Origin of the sequence: Aliiruegeria haliotis (assembly GCF_003003255.1) — a bacterium.
GTDB classification, from domain to species: domain Bacteria; phylum Pseudomonadota; class Alphaproteobacteria; order Rhodobacterales; family Rhodobacteraceae; genus Tropicimonas; species Tropicimonas haliotis.
The window spans coordinates 278,338-300,926 of record NZ_PVTD01000002.1; the positions used below are offsets into that span (position 1 = coordinate 278,338).

At 62.8% G+C, this 22,589-nt stretch carries 23 protein-coding genes; 20 read left to right on the forward strand and 3 right to left on the reverse strand.

Translation table 11 applies throughout. From position 1 onward, the window contains the following. Positions 1-141: 141 nt before the first annotated feature. Both dprA and topA read left to right on the forward strand, forming a co-directional pair. Positions 142-1,296: a DNA-processing protein DprA gene (gene dprA, locus CLV78_RS06710; RefSeq protein WP_483860569.1), complete on the forward strand. Its 1,155-nt coding sequence runs from the start codon at positions 142-144 to the stop codon at positions 1,294-1,296. Positions 1,297-1,434: 138 nt separating this feature from the next. Next, complete coding sequence (topA, locus tag CLV78_RS06715) at positions 1,435-4,056, forward strand: type I DNA topoisomerase (RefSeq protein WP_106204020.1); 2,622 nt, start codon at positions 1,435-1,437, stop codon at positions 4,054-4,056. Between the two features lie 510 nt (positions 4,057-4,566). Here topA and CLV78_RS06720 read toward each other — a convergent pair. Both CLV78_RS06720 and CLV78_RS06725 read right to left on the reverse strand, forming a co-directional pair. Then, a complete protein-coding gene (locus tag CLV78_RS06720; RefSeq protein ID WP_106204021.1) occupies positions 4,567-5,256 on the reverse strand; it encodes a helix-turn-helix transcriptional regulator in 690 nt (229 codons plus the stop codon). Then, positions 5,256-5,663, reverse strand: coding sequence for a VOC family protein (locus tag CLV78_RS06725; RefSeq protein WP_106204022.1), 408 nt, complete (start codon positions 5,661-5,663; stop codon positions 5,256-5,258). Before CLV78_RS06725 ends, CLV78_RS06720 begins: the two co-directional genes overlap by 1 nt. A 398-nt stretch (positions 5,664-6,061) precedes the next feature. Here CLV78_RS06725 and CLV78_RS06730 point away from each other — a divergent pair, with 398 nt between their 5' ends. The 5 genes from CLV78_RS06730 (at position 6,062) to CLV78_RS06750 (ending at position 10,675) form a co-directional block, all read left to right on the forward strand. Beyond that, the gene (locus CLV78_RS06730; protein ID WP_106204023.1) at positions 6,062-6,766 is read left to right on the forward strand and encodes a CoA transferase subunit A; all 705 of its coding nucleotides are present in this window, start codon (positions 6,062-6,064) and stop codon (positions 6,764-6,766) included. Further along, on the forward strand, positions 6,766-7,392 hold the full coding sequence (locus CLV78_RS06735; protein WP_106204024.1) for a 3-oxoacid CoA-transferase subunit B: 627 nt from the start codon (positions 6,766-6,768) through the stop codon (positions 7,390-7,392). Before CLV78_RS06730 ends, CLV78_RS06735 begins: the two co-directional genes overlap by 1 nt. 259 nt (positions 7,393-7,651) lie before the next feature. After that, a complete protein-coding gene (locus tag CLV78_RS06740; RefSeq protein WP_245924862.1) occupies positions 7,652-8,641 on the forward strand; it encodes a lysylphosphatidylglycerol synthase transmembrane domain-containing protein in 990 nt (329 codons plus the stop codon). Continuing rightward, positions 8,622-9,929, forward strand: coding sequence for an FAD-binding oxidoreductase (locus CLV78_RS06745; RefSeq protein ID WP_106204025.1), 1,308 nt, complete (start codon positions 8,622-8,624; stop codon positions 9,927-9,929). The genes CLV78_RS06740 and CLV78_RS06745 overlap by 20 nt, the downstream gene beginning before the upstream one ends. Continuing rightward, positions 9,926-10,675, forward strand: coding sequence for an SDR family NAD(P)-dependent oxidoreductase (locus CLV78_RS06750; RefSeq protein ID WP_106204026.1), 750 nt, complete (start codon positions 9,926-9,928; stop codon positions 10,673-10,675). The genes CLV78_RS06745 and CLV78_RS06750 overlap by 4 nt, the downstream gene beginning before the upstream one ends. Positions 10,676-10,681: 6 nt before the next feature. Here the strand turns inward: CLV78_RS06750 and CLV78_RS06755 are convergent, their stop codons facing one another. After that, positions 10,682-11,614 (reverse strand): lytic transglycosylase domain-containing protein, encoded by a 933-nt coding sequence (locus CLV78_RS06755; RefSeq protein WP_425427923.1) that lies wholly within the window; start codon positions 11,612-11,614, stop codon positions 10,682-10,684. A gap of 350 nt (positions 11,615-11,964) precedes the next feature. Between CLV78_RS06755 and CLV78_RS06760 the strand changes: the two genes are divergently transcribed. The 13 genes from CLV78_RS06760 to CLV78_RS06820 all read left to right on the forward strand — a co-directional run bounded on the left by CLV78_RS06760 (position 11,965) and on the right by CLV78_RS06820 (position 22,528). Beyond that, entirely contained in the window at positions 11,965-12,162 is a 198-nt protein-coding gene (locus CLV78_RS06760; RefSeq protein WP_106204027.1) for a Flp family type IVb pilin, read from the forward strand. 395 nt (positions 12,163-12,557) lie between these two features. Then, the gene (locus CLV78_RS06765; RefSeq protein ID WP_106204027.1) at positions 12,558-12,755 is read left to right on the forward strand and encodes a Flp family type IVb pilin; all 198 of its coding nucleotides are present in this window, start codon (positions 12,558-12,560) and stop codon (positions 12,753-12,755) included. 261 nt (positions 12,756-13,016) lie between these two features. Then, positions 13,017-13,214, forward strand: coding sequence for a Flp family type IVb pilin (locus CLV78_RS06770; protein WP_106204028.1), 198 nt, complete (start codon positions 13,017-13,019; stop codon positions 13,212-13,214). A 264-nt stretch (positions 13,215-13,478) separates the two neighbouring features. Continuing rightward, positions 13,479-13,676, forward strand: a complete 198-nt coding sequence (locus CLV78_RS06775) for a hypothetical protein (RefSeq protein WP_106204029.1) — start codon at positions 13,479-13,481, stop codon at positions 13,674-13,676. 275 nt (positions 13,677-13,951) lie between these two features. Beyond that, positions 13,952-14,143 carry a hypothetical protein gene (locus CLV78_RS06780; protein ID WP_425427924.1) on the forward strand — a complete coding sequence of 64 codons (192 nt, stop codon included), beginning with the start codon at positions 13,952-13,954 and terminating at the stop codon, positions 14,141-14,143. A 234-nt stretch (positions 14,144-14,377) separates the two neighbouring features. Then, positions 14,378-14,560 carry a hypothetical protein gene (locus CLV78_RS06785; RefSeq protein WP_106204031.1) on the forward strand — a complete coding sequence of 61 codons (183 nt, stop codon included), beginning with the start codon at positions 14,378-14,380 and terminating at the stop codon, positions 14,558-14,560. Positions 14,561-14,728: 168 nt separating this feature from the next. Further along, positions 14,729-15,583: a Flp pilus assembly protein CpaB gene (gene cpaB, locus CLV78_RS06790; RefSeq protein WP_106204032.1), complete on the forward strand. Its 855-nt coding sequence runs from the start codon at positions 14,729-14,731 to the stop codon at positions 15,581-15,583. Positions 15,584-15,780: 197 nt separating this feature from the next. Next, positions 15,781-17,184 (forward strand): type II and III secretion system protein family protein, encoded by a 1,404-nt coding sequence (locus CLV78_RS06795; RefSeq protein WP_106204033.1) that lies wholly within the window; start codon positions 15,781-15,783, stop codon positions 17,182-17,184. Positions 17,185-17,189: 5 nt separating this feature from the next. Beyond that, the gene (locus CLV78_RS06800; RefSeq protein ID WP_106204034.1) at positions 17,190-17,510 is read left to right on the forward strand and encodes a hypothetical protein; all 321 of its coding nucleotides are present in this window, start codon (positions 17,190-17,192) and stop codon (positions 17,508-17,510) included. A gap of 314 nt (positions 17,511-17,824) precedes the next feature. Then, positions 17,825-19,075, forward strand: coding sequence for a CpaE/TadZ family protein (locus CLV78_RS06805; protein ID WP_106204035.1), 1,251 nt, complete (start codon positions 17,825-17,827; stop codon positions 19,073-19,075). A 33-nt stretch (positions 19,076-19,108) separates the two neighbouring features. After that, positions 19,109-20,548, forward strand: a complete 1,440-nt coding sequence (locus tag CLV78_RS06810) for a TadA family conjugal transfer-associated ATPase (protein WP_106204036.1) — start codon at positions 19,109-19,111, stop codon at positions 20,546-20,548. A 3-nt stretch (positions 20,549-20,551) separates the two neighbouring features. Next, on the forward strand, positions 20,552-21,520 hold the full coding sequence (locus CLV78_RS06815; RefSeq protein ID WP_106204037.1) for a type II secretion system F family protein: 969 nt from the start codon (positions 20,552-20,554) through the stop codon (positions 21,518-21,520). Positions 21,521-21,529: 9 nt separating this feature from the next. After that, positions 21,530-22,528, forward strand: a complete 999-nt coding sequence (locus CLV78_RS06820) for a type II secretion system F family protein (RefSeq protein ID WP_106204038.1) — start codon at positions 21,530-21,532, stop codon at positions 22,526-22,528. The last annotated feature ends 61 nt before the right edge of the window (positions 22,529-22,589 follow it).

A 22,589-nucleotide genomic window follows, 5' to 3' on the forward strand; every position in this document is an offset into this window, starting at 1 on the left:
CGGCGGACAACAGTGGATCCGACGATCATCCTCTCGGACCTTTTTTGTTTTCCTCAAACTTTCCGAATGTCGTTTACCGCTGGTTAACCGTTTCCTAATAGCCATGGTGTCAGCAAGAGACGGAGCGGCGACGGTTTGGATTTGTTTTCTTCCCCACCCCCCCTCGCACCACCCACCTCGGAAGGACATATCCGCGCTCGCCTCCGTCTCTTGCGCTCCCACAGAGTTGGAATCCAGACCTACAAACGTCTGATGGCCGAGCATTCCGGCGACGCGCAGGCCGCTCTCGCTGCCCTCCCCCAACTTGCCCGATCGGCTGGCGTGAAAGAGTACACAGCCTGCCCGCCGGGGCTAGTCGACCGCGAACTCGCAGCCGCCCGCCGGGTCGGGGCACGGATGCTCTGGCAAGGCGACCCGCTCTACCCATCCGCCCTGCTCGACCTGCCGGATGCGCCGCCGATGCTCTGGGCAAGAGGCGTGCGCGACTTGCTTGATCGCCCCGCGGTCGCCCTCGTCGGTGCACGAAACGCATCGAGCCTTGGCCGCCGAATGGCCGCATCGCTGGCGAAGGGGCTGGGCGACAATGGCTTGGTTGTCGCCTCCGGCCTTGCGCGTGGCATCGACAAGATCGTCCACGAAACCGCCCTTTCCACCGGGACCATCGCCGTTGTCGCAGGCGGCGTCGACGTCATCTACCCCCGCGAAAACGCGGCCCTGACCGGGCTGATTGCGGAACAGGGTCTGATCCTCTCCGAAATGCCGATGGGCGTGCAGCCGCAGGCCCGCCACTTCCCGCGCCGAAACCGCATCATCTCCGGCCTGTCGCGCGCGGTGGTTGTCGTAGAGGCGGCCGTCCGCTCCGGCAGCCTCATCACCGCGCGGGATGCGCTTGATCAGGGACGGGAGGTCATGGCGGTGCCAGGACACCCGTTCGATGCCCGCGCCGCCGGATGCAACCTGCTGCTCCGCGACGGCGCGGCGCTGGTGCGCGGTCCCGACGACGTGCTGGAGGTGCTAGCGTCGCTTCCACAGCCCTCCATCCGGAACGTGGTGGACAGGACACCGGCGCCGTCCCCGCCCCGACTGCTTCGCGAAAGCGCGCCGGATCGATCAAATGTCGGTGATCCGGTGCGGGACAGAATCCTCACTTTTCTGGGCCCCTCCCCGATTGCGGAGGACCAGCTCGTGCGCGACTTGGCCCTTCCCGGGCAGGCCATAGCCGAAGAACTGCTCGCGCTGGAGATGGATGGCGCCGTCATTCGCCAGCCGGGCGGCTTGCTGGCGCGCTCCGCCTGACGCCGGTTCGCCGCGCGCGCAGGTGACGCAGCGGCAAGTTTCTGTCACATCCCCGCCGTGACGCCGCATTGACAAGGCGGGGAACGCACCACATGTTCGCCCGCCAATTGCCTGACTCGGATTTCAAAGGTCTCATCCATGCCCGTTGTCGTCGTCGAATCGCCTGCAAAGGCCAAGACAATCAACAAGTATCTCGGCGACAACTATACCGTTCTTGCCTCCTACGGGCACGTCCGGGACCTCCCCCCCAAGGACGGGTCGGTGGACACCGAGCAGGATTTTGAGATGACCTGGGAGGTCGCCAACGATTCCCGGAAGCATGTGAAGGCCATTGCCGACGCCCTCAAGGACGACAATGCGCTGATCCTCGCAACCGACCCCGACCGCGAGGGAGAGGCGATCAGCTGGCACCTTGAGGAAACCCTGCGCAAGCGCCGCGCGATCAAGAAGGACACCGACGTCAGCCGCGTGGTCTTCAACGCGATCACCAAGTCCGCGGTGACCGAGGCGATGCAGAACCCGCGCCAGGTGGATCGGCCTCTGGTGGATGCCTACCTCGCACGCCGGGCGCTCGACTACCTCGTGGGCTTCAATCTTTCGCCGGTTCTCTGGCGCAAGCTCCCCGGATCGCGGTCGGCAGGCCGCGTGCAATCCGTCTGCCTGCGGCTGATCGTTGAGCGCGAGATGGAGATCGAGGCCTTCAAGCCGCAGGAATACTGGACGGTGAAGGCCCTTCTGGCCACGCCGCGCGGCCAGACCTACGAGGCCCGCCTCACCGTGCTCGCCGGCAAGAAGCTCGACAAGTTCGACATCGCCAATGAAACCGCGGCCGAACTGGCGGTTCAGGCCATCACCTCCCGCGACCTCTCGGTCAAGGCGGTCGAGGCGAAACCCGCGAACCGGAACCCGTCTGCGCCTTTCATGACCTCGACCTTGCAGCAGGAGGCAAGCCGGAAGTTCGGCATGGGCGCCCGCCAGACCATGAGCGCGGCCCAGCGACTCTACGAAGCCGGGTTGATCACCTACATGCGGACCGACGGCATCGACATGGCGCCGGAAGCCGTGGCCGCCGCGCGCGACGCAATCAAGGACCGGTATGGTGCGGACTACGTCCCCCAAAGCCCGCGCATCTACAAGAACAAGGCGAAGAACGCACAGGAAGCGCACGAGTGTATCCGCCCGACGGACATGTCGCGCGATGCGGCAAGCCTGAAGGTTTCGGAGGCCGATCAGCGCAAGCTCTACGACCTGATCTGGAAGCGGACACTTGCCAGCCAGATGGCTGCCGCGCGGATGGAGCGGACCACCGTCGATATCGGCAGCGCCGATGGCCAGGTCGGCCTGCGGGCCACCGGACAGGTGGTGCTGTTCGATGGGTTCATGCGCGTTTATGAGGAAGGTCGCGACGACGTGGTCGTGGACGACGATGACAAGCGTCTGCCGGCAATCATGCAGGGCGAGGCCGCGGACAAGCGCGAGATTACGCCGGAGCAACACTTCACCCAGCCGCCGCCGCGCTACACCGAGGCCACGCTGGTCAAGCGCATGGAAGAACTGGGCATCGGGCGCCCCTCCACCTATGCCTCCATCGTGACCACGATCCAGGATCGCGGCTATGTACGGAAGGACAAGAACCGGCTGATCCCGGAGGACAAGGGTCGGCTCGTCATCGCTTTCCTGATGAACTACTTCCGCCGCTACGTAGGGTACGATTTCACGGCGGGCCTGGAGGAGGAACTCGATCACGTCTCCGCCGGCGAGGCGGATTACAAGGAGCTGCTGGCCAAGTTCTGGCGCGACTTCTCCGCCGCGATTGCCGAGACATCGGAATTGCGCATCACCGATGTGCTGGAAAAGATCAACGAGGTGCTGGAACCCCACCTCTTCCCGCCGACTGAGGACGGGAGCGATCCGCGCCTGTGCCCGAACTGCGGCAACGGTCGGCTGTCGATGCGCACCGCACGGTCGGGCGGCGCCTTCATCGGCTGTTCGAACTACCCCGAATGCCGGTTCACCCGGCCCTTCGGCCCGCCGGGCACCGAGGAATCCGGCATCGGCCCCGACGGCAAACTTCTGGGCTATGACAACGAGGACAAGATCACCCTGCGGGATGGCCGTTTCGGACATTACGTGCAGCGGGGCGACGCGACCGAGGAAAACCCGAAACCGCCGCGCTCCAGTCTGCCGAAGGGCTGGAAGGCGGAGGATATGGACCTCGAAAAGGCGCTTGTCCTCCTCAGCCTGCCCCGGAAGATCGGTGAACATCCCGACGGCGGCACGATCACCAGCAATTTCGGCCGCTTCGGCCCCTATGTCGCGCACCAGCTGCCCGATGACGCCAAGCCCGTCTATGTCAATCTCAAGGATCCCGCCGAGGTCTTCGAGGTCGGCATGAACCGCGCGGTGGAAATGCTGGCGGAGAAGCGCGCCAACCCCGGTGGCCGTCGTGGCGCGGCAGCGAAGCCTCTCAAGGAGTTGGGCGAGCATCCCGAGGACGGTGGTCCCGTGAACGTCATGGAGGGGCGCTACGGTCCCTATGTGAAGTGGGAAAAGATCAACGCGACGCTGCCAAAGGACACCGACCCGCAGGAGGTGACCATGGAACAGGCGGTCGAGCTGATCGCGGAGAAAGCGGCCAAGAAGGGCACGCGCAAGACCTCCAAGGCAAAGAAGAGCACCGCGAAAAAGGCGACGGCCAAGAAGCCGGCAGCCAAGAAAGCGCCCTCCAGGAAGAGCGCGGCCCAGAAGGCATCCGAATAGGTAGCCACCGCCGGGAGACCGGCGGCGGTGCCCTGGCGACAGCCGCAACAAGCGACCACAACGGATCGGAGACATCGGTCGGATGGTCGCGACTTGCCGATCTTGGAAGGCGAGCTGCCCGTTACAACGAGTGTCGTGCCCACTTCCGGGACATCGCCATTGTATCGATAGGCTGGTGAGAGCGGCTTCAAGCGGCTCGGCCCGCGCGGAAGGGCCGGTTGACAGGCCCTTTTCTGGCGGGGATCGGGACTCCTCTTTCAACGCCAAAGCGCGCGTGGCGTTTGGCTAGGTGCATCTTTCGAACCGATTGGCAGGCCTCCGTCGTTCCGGAGCTCTTTGCGCGGCGGATCCGCTGCGGACCACTGCCAGGAGTTGCGGTCGCCGCTGGTATGGCCTCACCCGCCAAAACGGTCGCACGGCCAGCCGACATCGCCCCCAAGGCTCGCAATTCGACCACGATGCACGGGCCACACGACAGGCGGACAATCGCCCCGGCTCTTGCACCTTGCGTCAGCCATGACGTTTGTCTTCCATCAGTTGAAAAAACGCCGCGAGGGTCTTTCCGCGTTCGGCGCGGAATGCTTCGCCGGTGTCTTCGAGAAGACTGATGCGATCCAGACGGAACATACGGAAGTCGTCGCGCAGCTCACACCAGGCCACGAGTGTCCAGACCTTGCCCCAGAACCAAAGACCCAGCGGCCGGATTCGCCGCGAGCTGAAAGATCCCGCGGCGTCCTCGTAGCGGATCGACAGCACGCACCGCCCGTCTACCGCCGCCTCCACCCGGTCGATCCGCTCGCGGAGGTCGTCGGTCATTTCCGGCGCGATGGATCGGACTTGTACTGCGCGGGCACGGGCGCGTTCGGCGTCCGGCAGCACGCCTTCGATCTTGATCAGCGCTTCTTCCGCTCCGCGGGCCATCGCGGCTCCACCCCAGGCGCGGATCAATCGTGCGCCCGCCACAAGGGCCACGATCTCGTTGCGGGAGAACATCAACGGCGGCAGCTCGAAACCTCCCTGCATGACATAGCCAACCCCGGCCTCGCCATCGACGGGGACCCCGGACGCCTGCAAATCGGCAATATCGCGGTAGATCGTCCGCTCCGAGACCTCCAGCCGATCGGCAAGTTGCCGGGCGGTGACGAGCCGACCGCCGCGCAGAAACTGCACGATCTGGAAAAGGCGGTCGGCCCGTCGCATCAGGTTGCGGCCCCGTAGGTGGCGTCGGGATCGGTTTCAAAGAAGCTGACCGAGTTGCCATCCGGGTCCTGGCAATAGAAGAAACGCCCCGGCGGTATGGTGATGATCGGCGAGAAACCGGTCCCGCCGGCTTCTTTCACACGATCCATGGTTGCCTCGAGCTTGCCGGGGGTGGCCAGATGCACCGTCGGCCCGGACCCGTCACCGGCCGGCTTGCCCGGATAGAGGTGGCCGGCCACGCCCTTGCCCTCGGTTTCATTGACAAACATGGCAATCGGGTTGGGTTCCATGTCGGTCACCTTGTTCAATGCCATGCCGGTGGTCGCGCTATAGAATTCCATCGCCTTGTCGAGGTCGGTCACGGGGATTTCGATCCAGACGGTGGCATTTTCGGGACGGTAAGTCATCGGGGGAAACTCCTGTTGTCATCAAATCCGATAGCACTGTTATGGCACAGCCCTCCTGACACCGTTCTGTCAGGAGCCGTCAGGATCGCCGGAAACAGTTTTGCTCAGCGGCGGACAAGCTGCGGAGGGGGCGATCGACACGTTTCGGCGCCTCAGTGACCACCCACTCGCCGATCAACCCCACGCGGTGCGCGTGGCCCGGTTCGCAGCGACAGTTTGCAACTCTCCGGGCGCACGCTGCCCGGGAAAGGGCTCGGTAAGGTGGATCGCACCCCGGCAACCGCCGGAGCCCCTTGCCCGTGCATTCGCGGGCCGGCGCCTGCCGCGGCGCAGCATTCATTTGACAGGCCCGGTATCTGCCGTCAGAAACCTCTCCCAAAGGCAATGGGAGGTTCTCCATGGACAAGGTATACGGCAGTGCCGCCGAGGCACTGGACGGTTTGCTGCAGGACGGCATGCTGATCGCCGCCGGCGGTTTCGGCCTCTGCGGCATTCCCGAGCTTCTGCTCAACGCGATCAAGGACAGCGGCGTGAAGGATCTGACCTTCGCATCGAACAACGCCGGCGTGGACGAGTTCGGCATCGGCATCCTGCTGCAAACCCGGCAGGTGAAGAAGATGATGTCCTCCTACGTGGGCGAGAATGCGGAGTTCATGCGCCAGTATCTCTCCGGCGAGCTGGAGCTGGAGTTCAACCCGCAAGGGACGCTGGCCGAGCGTATGCGTGCGGGCGGCTGCGGAATCCCAGGCTTCTATACCAAGACAGGCGTCGGAACGGTCATCGCCGAAGGCAAGGACCATCGGGAGTTCAACGGCGAGACCTACATCATGGAGGAAGGCATTTTCGCCGATCTCTCCATCGTCAAGGCGTGGAAGGCCGATCCGACCGGGAATCTCGTGTTCCGCAAGACGGCACGCAACTTCAACCCGCCAGCGGCGATGTGCGGCAGGACCTGCGTCGTCGAGGTGGAGGAGATCGTTCCCACCGGCGCGCTGGACCCCGATACGATCCACCTGCCCGGCATCTACGTCCATCGCATCGTCCAGGGCGAGCACGAGAAGCGCATCGAACAGCGCACCACCCGTCAGAAGGAGGCGTCGTAATGCCCTGGGATCGCAATCAGATGGCGGCCCGCGCCGCGCAAGAGCTTCAGGACGGCTGGTATGTGAACCTCGGCATCGGCATCCCGACGCTGGTCTCGAACCACATCCCCGACGGCATCGAAGTGACGCTTCAATCCGAAAACGGCATGCTCGGCATGGGCCCCTTCCCCTATGAGGGAGAAGAGGACGCCGACCTGATCAATGCCGGCAAGCAGACGATCACCGAGCTGCCGCAGACGGCCTATTTCGACAGCGCCCAGAGCTTTGGCATGATCCGCGGCGGCAAGATCGCCATGGCGATCCTCGGCGCCATGGAAGTGGCGGAGAATGGCGACCTCGCCAACTGGATGATCCCCGGCAAGCTCGTGAAGGGCATGGGCGGAGCCATGGACCTTGTCGCCGGCGTCGGCCGCGTTGTGGTGGTCATGGACCACACCAACAAGAAGGGCGAAACCAAGGTGCTCAAGGAATGCACGCTGCCGCTGACCGGCACCGGCGTCGTTGACCGGATCATCACCAACCTTGGCGTTCTCGATGTGGTCGAAGGTGGATTGAAGATCGTCGAATGCGCTCCGGACGTAACCGAGGACGATATCCGCGCTGCCACCGAGGCGACGCTGGTCTAGACCGAACCAGGGCACCGGGGCGGGAGCAAACCTGACCCGGTGCCACTTGCGCCGCACACGCCTGCCGACCTGGTTTGGGTCGGGTTTGGCCCTATCGCGCGCAGGATGCGCCGCCCTGCCCTTGCGTATTGCTCTGGCAGGCCTGTGTCCCGAGGCCCCGTCGCCCGAGATTTGTACTGCCTCTGGAAACATTTTCCACAATACCGCCCCAATTACCCCCTAACCCGTCACCAACGACACAAGAACGAGCAGGTCCAACGTGACGTCCAACACCGCATCGCCCGGCCGGCGCTGGCACGAGATGGCTCTCGTGGTGGCTTTGCTGGGTCTTTTCCTTGCCGGGCTGGCCGGATTGGCATTCGCCACCGGCTGGGAGGAAACGTTGGAGCAGGTGGGACGTCTCGGCTGGATCCAGGTGGTGGCACTACTTGCCTTGTCGCTGGTCAACTACATGTTTCGCGGCGGCCGCTGGCACCTGTTTGCCCGCGCCCTCGGCCTGCCCACGGCTCTGGCCCAGGACCTTCGCCATTTCTTCGGCGGCTTCGCGATGACCGTCACCCCGGGACGCGTCGGCGAATTGATCCGCATGCGCTGGCTTCGACGGGAGACCGGCTGGCCGGTCGAGCGCACCGCGCCGCTTGTCCTCGTGGACCGTTCCTCCGATCTCGCCGCGATGGCCGCGCTGCTCGGGATGTCTCTGGCACTGTCGACGGTCGGCATATCGGGCGCCCTTCCGGTCGCGATCCTGTCGATGGGCGCCGCGATCCTTGTCACCCGCCCGCGTTTGCTGACGGCCTTCGTCACGCTGGCCTATCGGATGCTGGGACGATGGAAGCGCCATTTCGGCAAGATCCGGCAGTCGACACGCTCGCTGGAATTGTTCAGCCGCCCGACCGTGCTGGGCTCCGCGCTCGTGCTCGGTGGCGTCGGTTGGCTCGCCGAGGGCTATGCCTTCTTCATGCTGCTTGGCTGGATGGGGGCTGACATCCCGTTCTGGAACGCGGTCGGCATCTTCATCTTCTCGACTCTTGCCGGGGGGCTGACCGGCGCCCCGGGCGGCGTCGGTGGCGCCGAAGCCGCGATGATCGCATTGCTGAAACTGCAAGGCGTACCGCTGGAAGTCTCCATTCCCGCGACCGCCGTCATTCGCCTGACCACCCTCTGGTTCGCCATCGGGCTCGGGCTCGTCGTCTTCCCCTTTGCGGAAAGCCATTCGAAAAAGGCCGCACATGACCTGGAAAACCGCTGAATACGCCGGCTGGGGCCGGTTCTTCACCGCCCGCGGAGAGCTTGCCCGCCCCGAGCGCATCTCGGCGCTGAGCCGGCTCGCAACCGAGACCCCTGCCCCCGCCATCGGCGCCTGCCGGTCCTATGCCGATGCCTGTCTGAACGCGGGCGGCCGGGCGATCACCACCGCGCGGTTGAATCGCCTGCTCGGCTTCGACGCGGAAACCGGGATACTGACCGCCGAAGCCGGCGTGCCCCTCGGCGATATCGTCACGGCCTTCGGCGCCAAGGGCTGGCTGCCCACGATCCTGCCCGGCACCGGCTTTGCGACCGTGGGCGGCGCCATTGCCATGGACGTGCATGGCAAGAACCATCACCAAAAGGGCAGCTTCGGCCAGCACGTGGTGGAACTGACTTTGCACCTGCCAGACGGCCCCCGGACGATCACTCCGGAGGACCCACTCTTTGCGGCAACCGTTGGCGGCATGGGTCAGACCGGCCCCATCGGCACCGTGAAACTGCAAATGCAGCCGGTGCGGGGCGATGTGATGATGGTGACCGAGCAACGGATGCCGAACCTCGACAGCTTCCTCGATCACCTGGACCGTTCCGAGGCAACCTACACCGTCGGATGGATCGACGCGACGGCCAAGGGCGACGCTCTGGGCCGCGGCATCCTAGAAGAAGGAGAAACCGGCCCCGGTCTTGTCCCCCCTGCCAAGCGCGGCAAGCGCGTGCCCATGGATGCCCCCAGTTTCGCGCTATCCGGGCCGATCGTGCGCAACTTCAATGCCGCCTATTATCGCCGCATCCCGGAGCGTGGGCGCACGGTGGTGAAGCCGCTGGAGGATTTCTTCTTCCCGCTCGACAAGATCCACGACTGGAACCGGCTCTACGGGAAGCGCGGCTTTCACCAGTTCCAATGCGTCGTGCCCATCGCGGCCCGCGAGGTGCTGCGCGACATGCTGAACCGCGTCAGCGCCTCGGGGCTGGCCTCTCCGCTTGCGGTGCTGAAACGCATGGGGCCGGGCAATGCCGGCATGATGTCCTTCCCGACCGAGGGCTACACGCTGGCCATCGATTTCCCGGCGCGCGACGAGGCTCCGGACATGATCCGCACATTGATCGGACTCGTGCAGGACGTTGGCGGCCGGGTGTACTTGGCCAAGGACGCCTTCGCGACCGCCGAACAGATGGATGCGATGTACCCAGACCGTGCCGCCTGGGCGGAGATCGTCAACGACCTCGACCCCGAGCATGCCTATGAAACCGACCTGACACGCCGTCTTGCCCTGAGGACCCAGACATGACCGAGACCCCGCAGGAAACCTGGCTCATCGTCGGCGCGACGTCCTCGATGGCGCGCGCGCTCGCCCGAGAACTGGCGGAACGCGGCGCTGCCGTGATCGTCTGCGGTCGCGACATGGTGGATCTGGACGCCACGGCGGCCGATTGCAGGCTGCGCGGCGCCCCGTTCGCCGAGGCCATGCGCTTCGATGCCCGCGACCCGGAGAGCTTTCCGGCACTGATCGACGCCATGGCCGCCCGCGAAGGCACGTTGAACGCGGCCGTGTTTGTCGGCTCGATGCCACCACAGGAGGAGATCGACGGCGCCCCGGACATGCTCGACGGTGTGGTTGCCGACAGTTTCACCGGTCCGGCACGGTTGTTGCACATGCTTGCCCCGCTCCTCGAGGAGCGCCAAGGCGGCACCATCGTTGGCGTGGGCTCCGTCGCCGGCGATCGCGGTCGGGTTGGCAACTACGTCTACGGCTCGGCCAAGGCCGGGTTCGCGACCTACATGTCCGGCTTGCGCAATCGACTGACGCGCTCCGGCGCGCACGCGGTCACGGTGAAGCCCGGGTTTGTCGATACCGCGATGACATGGGGGCTCGACGGCATGTTCCTCGTCGCCCCGCCCGAGGCTGTGGCCGAGTCCATCCTGACGGCCGTGGCGAAGAAGAAGAACGTGCTCTACACGCCCTTCTTCTGGCGCTACATCATGATGATCATCCGCGCCGTGCCGGAGCCGATCTTCAAGAAGATGTCGATCTGACGCCGATCAGTCGGAGGCGCTCGCCGTCGCCCGGACACTGGTGCGGAAGACACAGCCGTCCGAGACCAACTGCGGCTGCGTGAGGCAGAGACCGCGCGCCACGCTCCAGGCGGCGATCACCTTCGGCACGTAGTCACGCGTCTCGGCGTAAGGGGGGATGCCGCCGTTTTTCTCGACCGCGCCTTCACCTGCGTTGTACCCCGCCAGCGCCATCAGCGGATCGCGCCCGAAGCGGTTCAGCAACCAGTCGAGATAGGCCACACCGCCCTTGATATTCTCCGAGGCGATGGTGCTGTCCTTGACGCCAAAACGTTCCGCCGTTGCCGGCATCAACTGCATCAGCCCGGTTGCACCAGCATGGCTGACCGCTTGCCTCTTGCCTGCGCTCTCGATGCTGATCACGGCAAGCACCAGCGCGGGTGAGACCCGCGTGCCGATCGTTGCCTTGAGGATCTCTGCCCCGTACCTGTCCGCGATGTCCTGCATCGTCGAAAGGCGCGGTGCCTTGACGGTCCGGCCATCGGGACCGTTGTGCAAAGCGTTGATCGCGCTTTCCATCCGCCCCGACCGGCTTTTCGCAAGCTCAGGCGACATCAGGTCCCAATACCAGTCATAGGCCGCCGAAGCGACTTTCTTCGTCGCTCCATCGCCCCCATCCGGTCGGATCGAGCCATCGGGCTGCGCGGTCACGGGCTTGACGCCGTCGGGGAACGGCGCCGGCACAGCCGGGTTTACCGCCAGCAGACGCTTCTGCTCCGCCGGATCGATCTGGACAAGAATGCGCTTTCCCGCACCACCACCGCCGACCTTGACGCGCTTGAAGGTAAAATCCTTCGACTTGGCGCTGACCGTCTTCGCCTCCTGGGCCTGAGCCGCACAGGAAAACGCCACGACGGCAAGTGCGGCCACACATCTTTGCATGGATCGCCTGTACATCATTGAACTGCTCGTTTTGTCTTTTCCACAGGGTCCCAGATCGGAGATCACATTGCCAGTCACGATCGCCGAAGCCGCGATCTTTCGCGTCGGAACCGGCATTCAGGCCACAACGCAAGCGTCAAAAACAACCGGCTTGGCTCCAAATTTCGCATTCTTTCCAATCAATTACCCCAATACCCCGCCACGACCGACCTGATGCCAAAAAGGTACGATACGCGCCCAAGTCTCGCCTCAATCCGGTGGCCTATTGAGCCCATGCCAAGCGGGGATCGGGTCATTGAGAGGCCGGCCCGAGACGAACCGGAGAGGCAAATCGACACTGTGCTAGATCCTTTCTGGAGGGAAAACCCATGAAACTGTTCAACCTGATCAAGAACTTCCGCAACGACGAAGACGGCGCCGTGACCGTTGACTGGGTCGTGCTGACCGCCGCCATCGTTGGCCTGGGCATTGCCGTGCTGACCGCCGTCGAGGGCGGCGTCGAGAGCGTCACCAACGAGATCACCACCGAGCTGTCCCGCGACCGCGTGAAGACGACCTTCAACTGATCGCATACGCGTCAGTCGAACCAGTTGGCCGCGCCCGAAAGGACGCGGCCTTCTGCTATTTCGGACATGGCATCGCTTGCCCGGACAGCCACGTCCACCAAGCGCCCCCACCTGCATGTGCCCAAAGCGGACTGTCCCCCTGGATCGCTCCGGCGACGACGGCCTTCTCTCCGCCGCTGCGGAAAACTCAACACATTGAACCCGAAGCCGTTTTCACTTTCTTAGGAAAAATGTGTCTGCTGCAAAATCTCACGAAACTTGCCCAATTCCCGCCAGTTTCCGAGGGCTATATGCTCCCATACCGAACGGAGATCGGGTCATGGAGAGGCCGATCCGAGATGATCCGATGAGGTTTCGACCTACTCTGTGCTAGATCCTTTCTGGAGGGAAAACCCATGAAACTGTTCAACCTGATCAAGAACTTCCGCAACGACGAAGACGGCGCCGTGACCGTTGACTGGGTCGTGCTGACCGCCGCCATCGTTGGCCTGGGCATTGCCGTGCTGACCGCCGTCGAGGGCGGCGTCGAGAGCGTCACCAACGAGATCACCACCGAGCTGTCCCGCGACCGCGTGAAGACGACCTTCAACTGATCGCATACGCGTCAGTCGAACCAGTTGGCCGCGTCCGAAAGGACGCGGCCTTCTGCTTTTGGCCAACACTCTTCGCGGCACTTGGCGGATCCTCGGTACTGGCAGCCGAACTGCCCAAAAAAGAACGCAAATTGCCCAAATCATGCCCTCATCGACGATTTTCTTTCTACGCGACCTGACCGGGATCAGGCCACGTGGAGACCGGCCTGATCTGCTCCGTGAAGGTAGTGCCAAGGTTCAAGTTCTTTCTGGAGGGAAACCATGAAACTGTTTGATCTGATCCGGAGCTTCCGCAACGACGAAGACGGCGCCGTGACCGTTGACTGGGTCGTGCTGACCGCCGCCATCGTTGGCCTGGGAGTCGCCGTTCTGACCGCCGTCGAGGGCGGCATCGAGAGCGTCACCAACGAAATCACTGCGGAGCTGTCCCGTGACCGTGTGAAGACGACCTTCAACTGATCACTGACGCATTGCCGACCCGTATGGCCGCGCCCAATCGGCGCGGCCTTGGTGTTTCAGACCCGCCGCCATCGCGTCAATCATGTCCATGTTCGCGCTTGCCCTGCAGGCTTCGACAAAAAGATTAACGTTCCAACAAAATGTCGCCACTTTTTTGATGTCATCTGGCCACAGACCCAACCGGGAACGAGTCGCAAGCGAGGTCGGCTCGGAGTGCTCCCAGGGGGGTGGGACGACATTGTAAAAGATTTGTGGAGTGAAATCATGAAACCTCTCGACCTTCTGAACAGATTTCGAAACGACGAGAATGGTGCTGTGACCGTCGACTGGGTGGTCCTGACCGCGGCTCTGGTCGGCTTGGGAATTGCGGTTCTGAGCGCCGTCGAAACCGGGGTCGAAAGCGTTACCAACGAGATCACCACCGAGCTATCGCGGGATCGCGTGAAAACCACCTTCGACTGATATCCATTGCATCTGACGGATCGACAGGCCGCGCCCCAGTGGGCGTGGCCCTTTGTTTCCAGATCCTGCCTGTGCGCCGCCCATTCAGGTCCATTGTCCATCCAAGGTGGCCAACTATTGCAAAAAGGAACCTAACACGCCCAAATCTCGCCCCGTTTTAAGGTTTTTCTAATCCTCGACCAAACCGGGATAGGGCCATATGTGGGGCCGGCTCATACTACTCCGTCGAGGTTGACGCCAATGTGCTAAATCCTTTCTGGAGGGAAAAAGTGAAAATGTACGACCTTATCAAGACTTTTCGTGACGACGAGGACGGTGCCGTGACCGTTGACTGGGTCGTGCTCACCGCCGCGCTCGTGGGCCTGGCCATCGCGCTCATGGCGGCTGTTGCCGGCGGCGTTGACACGGCGACTAACGAGATCACGACCGAAATGGACGCGTTCGCAGTGAAGACGACTTTCAACTAGTCGTGGCGCCAACTCACCCGGCCAAGGCCGCGTCCTAACGGGCGCGGCCCTTTTCTTGGGCCCGTCCGGGGCCAAGACACGACGATCCCGGCACCGTTGCCCCGATCGCCGGTGGGTGTCGAAAGATGCCCGGATCCCGCTGTTCTCTGGCCGCATTCGGCGTACAGACTGGTTGCGTGGCCCATAGGGGTCCTGTTTGAAAGTGCGCCGCACATTGCGGCAAAGGGTGGTAAAATGTGTTTCGTTTTGCGAAGTTTCATCCAGAAGGACGATGGTGCCATTTCGTCCGACTGGGTCATTTTGGGGGTTGGAATTCTCATGTTCGCCGCTGGCGCGGCAAGCGTGATCCTGACCGGCGGCAGCACCATGTCGCTCGACACTCGGGTCGCCATGGAAGGTGCGTCCATTGGCGGCTGATCGGCCACATGACGGGCGGGGCTTGATCTTCGTTCACCTCTTCTAGAGGTTTCTCGCCCAAGTCATGGGGGTGCCAAGGTTCCGCCGCAATTGCCCCGCACAATCGAAACAGAGTCGCCACAGCCGCGCTTTGTTGCCCTGTGGGAAAGAATAGAGAAAGGACATGACATGCGAATGGTATTTGCCCTCGTCCTGATCGCTGGAGTCGGTCTGGCCGGGTTTGCCGTTTACATGGCGCAAGGCTTCATGTCGCAGATGAGTGCCGAGCGCGATGCGCTCCTCGCGGCCCAAGCTGCCGCCCCGCCCATGGTCGACGTCGTTGTGCTGAAATCCGACAAGACCTACGGCCAGCTCCTCACCAAGGAAGACGTTAGGTGGGCTCGCATGCAGGAAGACAGCCTGCCGGAAGGCGCGTTCACCGAAGCCGACAAGGAGAAGCTGTTCCCGGAGAACGGCGATCTCCGCTATGTCATCACCGCCATGCGGAAGTTCGAACCGATCCTGGCCCACAAGGTCACGGAACCGGGCGAAGATGCCGGAATCACCTCGCGACTCGCCAAGGGCAAGCGCGCGTTTGCAATCCGGGTCGATGTGTCCTCCGGCGTTTCGGGGTTCCTGCGGCCGGGCGACCGCGTGGATATCTACTGGACCGGATCGCCGAGCAACCTCTCCGAAGTGGCGGGGGATCTGACGAAGCTCATCGAAAGCAGCGTGAAGCTGATCGCGGTCGACCAGATCGCCGACACCGGCCGGACATCGCCGGTCATCGCGCGCACCGTGACGGTCGAGGCCTCCCCGCAGCAGGTCGCTGCACTGGCGCAGGCACAATCCTCAGGCCGGTTGTCACTGTCGCTGGTCGGTGCCGAGGACGATACCGTGGCGGAGGTCAGCCAGGTCGACCAGCGTGCGCTGCTCGGCATCATCGAACAGGCTCCGGTCGTGATCGAGCAGGAACGCATCTGCACCACGAAGATCCGCCGCGGCGCCGAAGTCATCGAGCAGGAGATCCCCTGCACGAACTGACCGCCCTACGAAAAGCCTTTCAAAACAACACGATCCCAATTCACGAACCCGCTGCAGTCCCCGACTGTTGCGGGTTCACTACATAAGAATCGCTCCACAACATGTTGATTCTTGCAATAAAACGCGTTTGCGGGCACTCTTCGGACAGATGCGGGCAAAGACCCGCCGTAAATCTGTGATCGAGAGGCAGGGTCACCATGACAGTCAAGTCGCTTGTGCGAGCGGGTCTTTTGGGCCTTGCGATTGCCAGTACTACCTACGTTCCCTACGCCGCCGCCGAAACACTGAGGGTGTCTGGAGGGACAGTGCAGCGGGCGCTCAAAGTGCCCATGAATCGCGCGGTTGTTGTCGAAGCCGACACACCCTTCGCGGAACTATCCATTGCAAATCCGGGGATTGCCGACATCTCGACCTTGTCGGAGTCCTCGATTTACGTGCTCGGCAAGGCGCCGGGCCGGACCACTCTGACGCTGTTGGCGCCAGACGGGTCGCTCATCACCAATGTCGAGGTGCAGGTCACCGCCGATGTCGGCGAGTTGAAGGAGCGTCTGCGCGAGGTTCTTCCCGGCGAATCCATCGAGGTCCGCCCGGCAAATGACGGCATCGTCCTGTCGGGCACCGTTTCCAGCGCGATGGCGCTGGACCGGGCCATGGACCTTGCCAACCGCTACGCCCCCGACCGGGTGTCCAACCTGATGATGGTCGGCGGCACGCAGCAGGTCATGATGAAGGTTCGCTTCGCTGAAATGAGCCGATCGGTGAAGAAGTCGCTTGGCCTCTCCGCCGCGTTGCAAGGTACCAGCGACAACGGGTCGATCGGGTTCCAGGGTGGAACCGGTGGCTTCCTGAACAACAATGACGGCACCGCAACGCTGAATTCCGAATCGCAGGGCGCGTTCCAGATCGGCTTCGGCTACGGCGACGTCGAGTTTGCGGTTCTGATCGAAGCCCTTGAATCCAAGGGATTTGTTCGCACCCTCGCCGAACCCAACCTGACTTCGCTGTCGGGTCAGGAAGCCAGCTTCCTCGCCGGCGGAGAATACCCGGTGCCGGTCCGCGACGACGACGGCAACGTGTCGGTGACCTTCAAGCCCTTCGGTATCGTGCTCAACATGATCCCGCGGGTGATCGGCGAAAACATCAACCTGTCGCTGGTGGCGGAAGTCAGCCAGATCGACAGCTCGATCGGCATCACCGACGCGGGCTTCAGCATCTCCGGCTTCTCGACCCGCAAGACGGAGAGCACGGTCGAGATGCGGGACGGCGAGAGCTTCGCCATCGCCGGCCTGCTTCAGGACGACTTTGTCGACGCCAGCGCACAGGTGCCCTGGCTGGGGGATGTGCCGGTCCTTGGCTCGCTCTTCCGCAGCGCCGACTACCAGCGTGACCAATCCGAACTGGTGATCATCGTCTCGGCCCACCTGGTGACCCCGACACGCGGCGACGCCCTCGCGCTGCCGACCGATCGGGTTCGTCCGCCGACCGAGAATCAGCTGTTCATGCGCGGCGTGACTGCGGTGACCAACCGTCCGGTGACCGGTGGCGCAGGCGAAGTCGCCCGGCAGGACTTCACCGGGTCCTACGGCTACGTGATGGAGTGAGAGAGATGAAACAGACCTTCACCATTCTCGCTTTCGCGACCATCACCAGCCTTGCCGGCTGCGGCAGCTACTGGAACGAGGAGGCAGGCGCCTCTCTCGACCAGGGCGAGTTCGGCAATGCCACGATGAACAACCAGCTGGCGCATACCTGCCGGAAGGTCACCCCGGCAAACCTGTCGAAATACGGCAACCCGATCTCCGCCGGATGCCCGGGCAGGGTGCAGGATGGCAAATATGCCCTCTTCGCCTACCAGGAGACGGTCGAAAGCGCGACCTTCACCTCCGAGATCACCGGAGAATCGGTCACAGAGGGCGTTACGGAGTAACTATACTCCGAAAAACGCGAGCCTTTTCAATGGCGCCCCCGTTTCGGTGGGCGCCATTAACCATTTGAGAGACCTCGGATTCACTTTCTACGCATCGGAAACAGAAAGCCCTATCCCGGCGAACCGAGCCCGGATACCGCACAATTTCGATAATCTGGCCCCATTTTCGCCCGGTTTCCCGATCAGACAGGATCAAAGGATTAGTGCGGGCAAAATGTGCGCGCGAAAGGCAAGAACCAGCATACGCAGGCACTGGGCTGGATCCCGGCCTTGCGCCGAGCCGGCCAAGCCATCTGTTGAAGGACGAGAATACCATGGCAAGCAGTATTGCATTGACCCCCGAGCCCGCGCCCGTCGCAGCGTGCACGGTCAGCCGTGACGTGCAGAATTTCGACCTTCTGATCGAGGACATGGAAACCGAACTGGGTGAGAGCTGGGGGGACCTGAGCTTCACCGACGCCTTGGCCTTCCTCGACCAGCCAGACGCCAACGCATTGGAATTCCTTGCAATTGCGATGGACAATCAGGACGAGGATGAGTTGATCCTGATTGGTGACCTGATCGCGGCGGCGCGTGAAAAGGGCATCAAGGCGATTCTGATCGCCGAAGACGTGAGCCCCGGGGTCTTGCACCAGTTGCTGCGCACCGGCGCAAACGACTTCCTGCCCTACCCGCTTCCCGAAGGTGCGCTGCACGAGGCGATCGAACGCATCCGTGCCCCGGAACCCGAACCTGTCACGAAGCCGATGGAGAGCGGACCCGCTACCGCGACCGGTGACAGCGGCGAGCACGATGGGGCGATTCTCTCCGTGCACGGCCTGGCAGGCGGGGTTGGCGCAACGACCTTCGCCGTGAACCTGGCCTGGGAACTCGCAACCAAGGAGAAGAAGGACGGCCCGCGGGTATGTCTGATGGATCTGGATCTTCAGACCGGCTCCACGTCGACCTACCTCGACCTGCCGCGCCGGGATATCATTTCGGAGATGCTGTCTGACACCTCCTCCATGGACAACGACAGTTTCATGCAGGCCCTGCAGACCTACAACGACAGGCTGCATGTCTTCACCGCGCCTGCCGAGATGCTGCCGCTCGACCTGATCACGCCCGATGATATCGCGGTGCTGATCGACATTGCCCGATCCAATTTCGACGTTGTGGTGATCGACCTTCCAAAGACCCTGGTTTCCTGGACAGAGACGGTCCTGCATGCGTCGCATGTCTACTTCGCGCTGATGGAGCTCGACATGCGCTCCGCCCAGAACGCGTTGCGCTTCGTGCGCCTGCTCAAGAGCGAGGACCTGCCCTACGAGAAACTGCGTTTCGCGCTCAATCGCGCGCCGCGGTTCACCGATCTGCAAGGCAAGGGGCGGGTTAAGCGGATGGCTGAAAGCCTCGACATCGATATCGAACTGATGCTGCCCGATGGCCAACGCCAGGTGACGCAGGCCTGCGACCACGGGTTGCCGCTGTCGGAATCCGCGGCGAAGAACCCGTTGCGCAAGGAGATCGCCAAACTCGCAGCGTCCCTGCACGACTTGATTTCCAGTGAGGTCGAAACCGGCTGATTTGCCGGCATTGTTACGTAGGAGAGATTGTACATGTTCTCGCGCTACAAGAAACAGGCACCAGAGGCGGTCCAGGCCGCAAACTCTGCCCCGCGCGTCGAAGCCGCCCCTGCCGCGCCGGCTCCGCGGACCCAGCGGAAATCCGCGTCCAAGCCAAAGGCGGCGGCGCAGGTCACGCCGATGGACAAGGAACAGAAGCGCAAGGAGAAGCTCGCCGAAGTCAAAGTCGAGCTGCACAAGGCGCTTCTGGACAACCTGAACCTCGCCGCGCTGGAAACCGCCTCGGAACAAGATCTCCGCGCCGAGATTGCCGCCATCGCCGCCGAGAGCCTCGAGGAGATGGCCGTTGTCCTGAACAAGGACGAACGGCTTTCGCTGCACCAGGACCTCTATGACGAAGTGACCGGCCTCGGCCCGCTCGAACCGCTTCTGAAGGATGACACGGTCAACGATATTCTTGTCAACGGCCCCAAGCAGATCTTCATCGAACGCTCCGGCAAGCTCGAAGTTTCCGAGATCACCTTCAAGGATGAACGGCACCTGCTGCGGATCATCGACAAGATCGTTTCCGCCGTGGGACGGCGGGTCGATGAATCGAACCCCTACGTGGACGCCCGTCTTGCCGACGGGTCGCGTTTCAACGCCATGGTGCCGCCCATCGCGGTGGACGGCTCTCTGGTCTCCATTCGTAAGTTCAAGAAGGACAAGCTGGGCGTCGATGACCTGGTGAAATTCGGCGCCTTCACCGAGGAGATGGCCGCTTATCTTCAGGCTGCGGTTGCCTGCCGGCTGAACATCATCGTCTCTGGCGGTACGGGCTCGGGCAAGACAACAACGCTCAACGCGCTGTCGTCCTTCATCGACAATTCGGAACGCATCCTGACCATCGAGGACACCGCGGAACTCCAGCTCCAGCAGACCCACGTCGGGCGGATGGAAAGCCGGCCTGCCAACGTCGAGGGCAAGGGCAGCGTCTCGCAGCGGGATTGTCTGAAGAACGCGCTCCGGATGCGCCCCGACCGCATCATCGTCGGCGAGACACGCGGCGAGGAAGTCATCGACATGTTGCAGGCCATGAACACGGGCCACGACGGGTCGATGACCACGATCCACGCGAACTCCGCCCGTGATGCGGTGTCCCGTCTTGAGAACATGATCGCAATGGCCGGCATCGAGATGCCGCTGAAGGCGGTCCGGTCCCAGATCGCTTCGGCCGTGAACCTGATCGTGCAGGCCTCACGCTTGCAGGACGGATCCCGCCGCATGGTCTCTGTCACCGAAATCACTGGCATGGAAGGCGAAGTCATCTCCATGCAGGAGGTGTTCCGCTACGAACGCCTCGGCCTTCAGAACGACGGCAAGATCATCGGCCGCTTCAACGCTACGGGCGTGCGGTCTTTCTATTCCGACCGGTTCAAGCAGTGGGGCTACGATCTGCCGGCTTCCATCTACGAACCCATCGTCGCGGAGTAAGTCATGCAGATTTCCGCCGAACCTCTCATTTACGGCCTGATCTTCGTCGCTGTTCTCGTGCTCGTCGAGGGCATCTACCTCACCGTCTTCGGCAAGTCGATCAGCCTGAACTCGAAGGTCAACCGCCGCCTGGACCTGCTCGAAAAGGGCGGCGCCCGGGACGAAGTGCTGGAACAACTCCGCAAGGAGATGTCGCAGCACATGAATGCCAAGGGCATTCCGCTCTATTCCATCCTTGCCGACAAGGCCCAGAAGGCAAATATCGCCTTTTCGCCATCGCAACTCGTGCTCTTGATGATCGTGTTGGGCGGGGTCGCCTTCGTCGGTCTGACCGTCGGCACCCAGGCCGGCCTCGCGGTTCGGATCGTGGTATCGATCGGCATGGGCGTGGGCGGTGTCTACGTCTGGGTCAACAAGAAGGCCAAGAAGCGGCTCGACATGATCGAAGAGCAGCTTCCGGACGCCGTGGAACTGATGGTCCGGAGCCTTCGTGTCGGGCATCCGTTCTCCTCTGCCGTCAGCATCGTCGCCAAGGAGATCCCCGATCCGCTTGGCTCCGAGTTTGGCATGATCGCCGACGAAAGCGCCTATGGCCGCGAGATCTCCGAAAGCCTCAAGGCACTGGCCGAGCGCATGGACATGCAGGACCTTCGTTTCCTCGCTGTGGCCGTGACGATCCAGCAGCAATCGGGCGGCAACCTGGCCGAGATCCTGCACGGACTGGCGCAGGTGATCCGGGCCCGCTTCAAGCTGTTCCGCCGGGTGAAGGCAATCACGGCCGAGGCCAAGTGGTCCGGCATGTTCCTGTCGGTCTTTCCGATCCTGGCGCTGATCATGATCAACGTGATCCAGCCCGATTACTATGACGACGTGAAGGAAACGTCGGCGTTCATCCCGGCCTGTCTGGTGGTCGGCGTGTTCCTGGTCGTGAACGTGATCTTCATGAAGATCATGGTCAACATCAAGGTGTAGGGGGTAGCAATGGAATTTCTGATCCAGGCCAATGAGTGGCTGGTCGCCAATTTCGGAGAGCTGGGCCCGCTCTATGCGGTCGGAGTTCTGGGCGTCGTTCTTGTCGCACTGACGCTGCCGATCTTCTTGCAACGCCGCGAGGATCCGCTCGACAAGCTGAAGCGGCAATCCCCCTCCGGGAGCGGAATGGGGCGCAAGGACAAGGCCGAGAAGAAGAAGCTGCGCTACGAAAGCGGGCGGGCCGACAAGCTCGACAAGTTCTCCAGTTTCCTGGAGCCACAGGACGAAAAGGAAATGTCCTCGGCACGGCTGAAGATGCTTCAGGCCGGATATCGCTCGAAATCGGCGGTCCGCACCTTCCACTTCGCGCAATTCGCGCTTGGAATCGGCTTCCTGTGCCTCGGCCTGCTCTATGCGATCATCACCTCCACGACCGGCGAGGTCGAGACCTCGCAGCTGATCCTGTCGGTGATCATTCCCGGCGCTGTCGGCTACTACCTGCCCAAGTACTGGGTGGAGCGTCGCCTGCAGAGCCGCCAGCAGGAAATCACCAACGGCTTTCCCGATTCGCTCGACATGATGCTCGTTTGCGTGGAAGCCGGTCAGTCGCTGGAGCAATCCATCATTCGCGTCGCCAAGGAGATCCGCGCCGGCTATCCCGCGCTTGGCGAAGAGTACGAGATGGTGTCGCACGAGATGAAGGCCGGCAAGGAGAAGATCCAGGTCCTGCGCGACATGGCCGAGCGTTGCGGCGTGCCCGACGTTGCTTCCTTTGTCACCGTGCTGATCCAGTCCACTAGCTTCGGCACCTCGATCGCGGACGCCCTGCGCGTCTACGCCAGCGAAATGCGCGACAAGCGCGTGCTGCGCGCGGAGGAAAAGGCCAACGTCCTGCCAACGAAACTCACGCTGGGCACGATGATGTTCACCCTTCCGCCTCTCCTGATCATCCTGATCGGCCCTTCGATCTACGAGATCTCGGAGACGCTGCAGGCATCGAACTTCTGAATGAAAACGGGCCCGCGTGGGGCCCGTTTCCCTGTCTGGCAGACAGGCTTTGCGGGGCGCC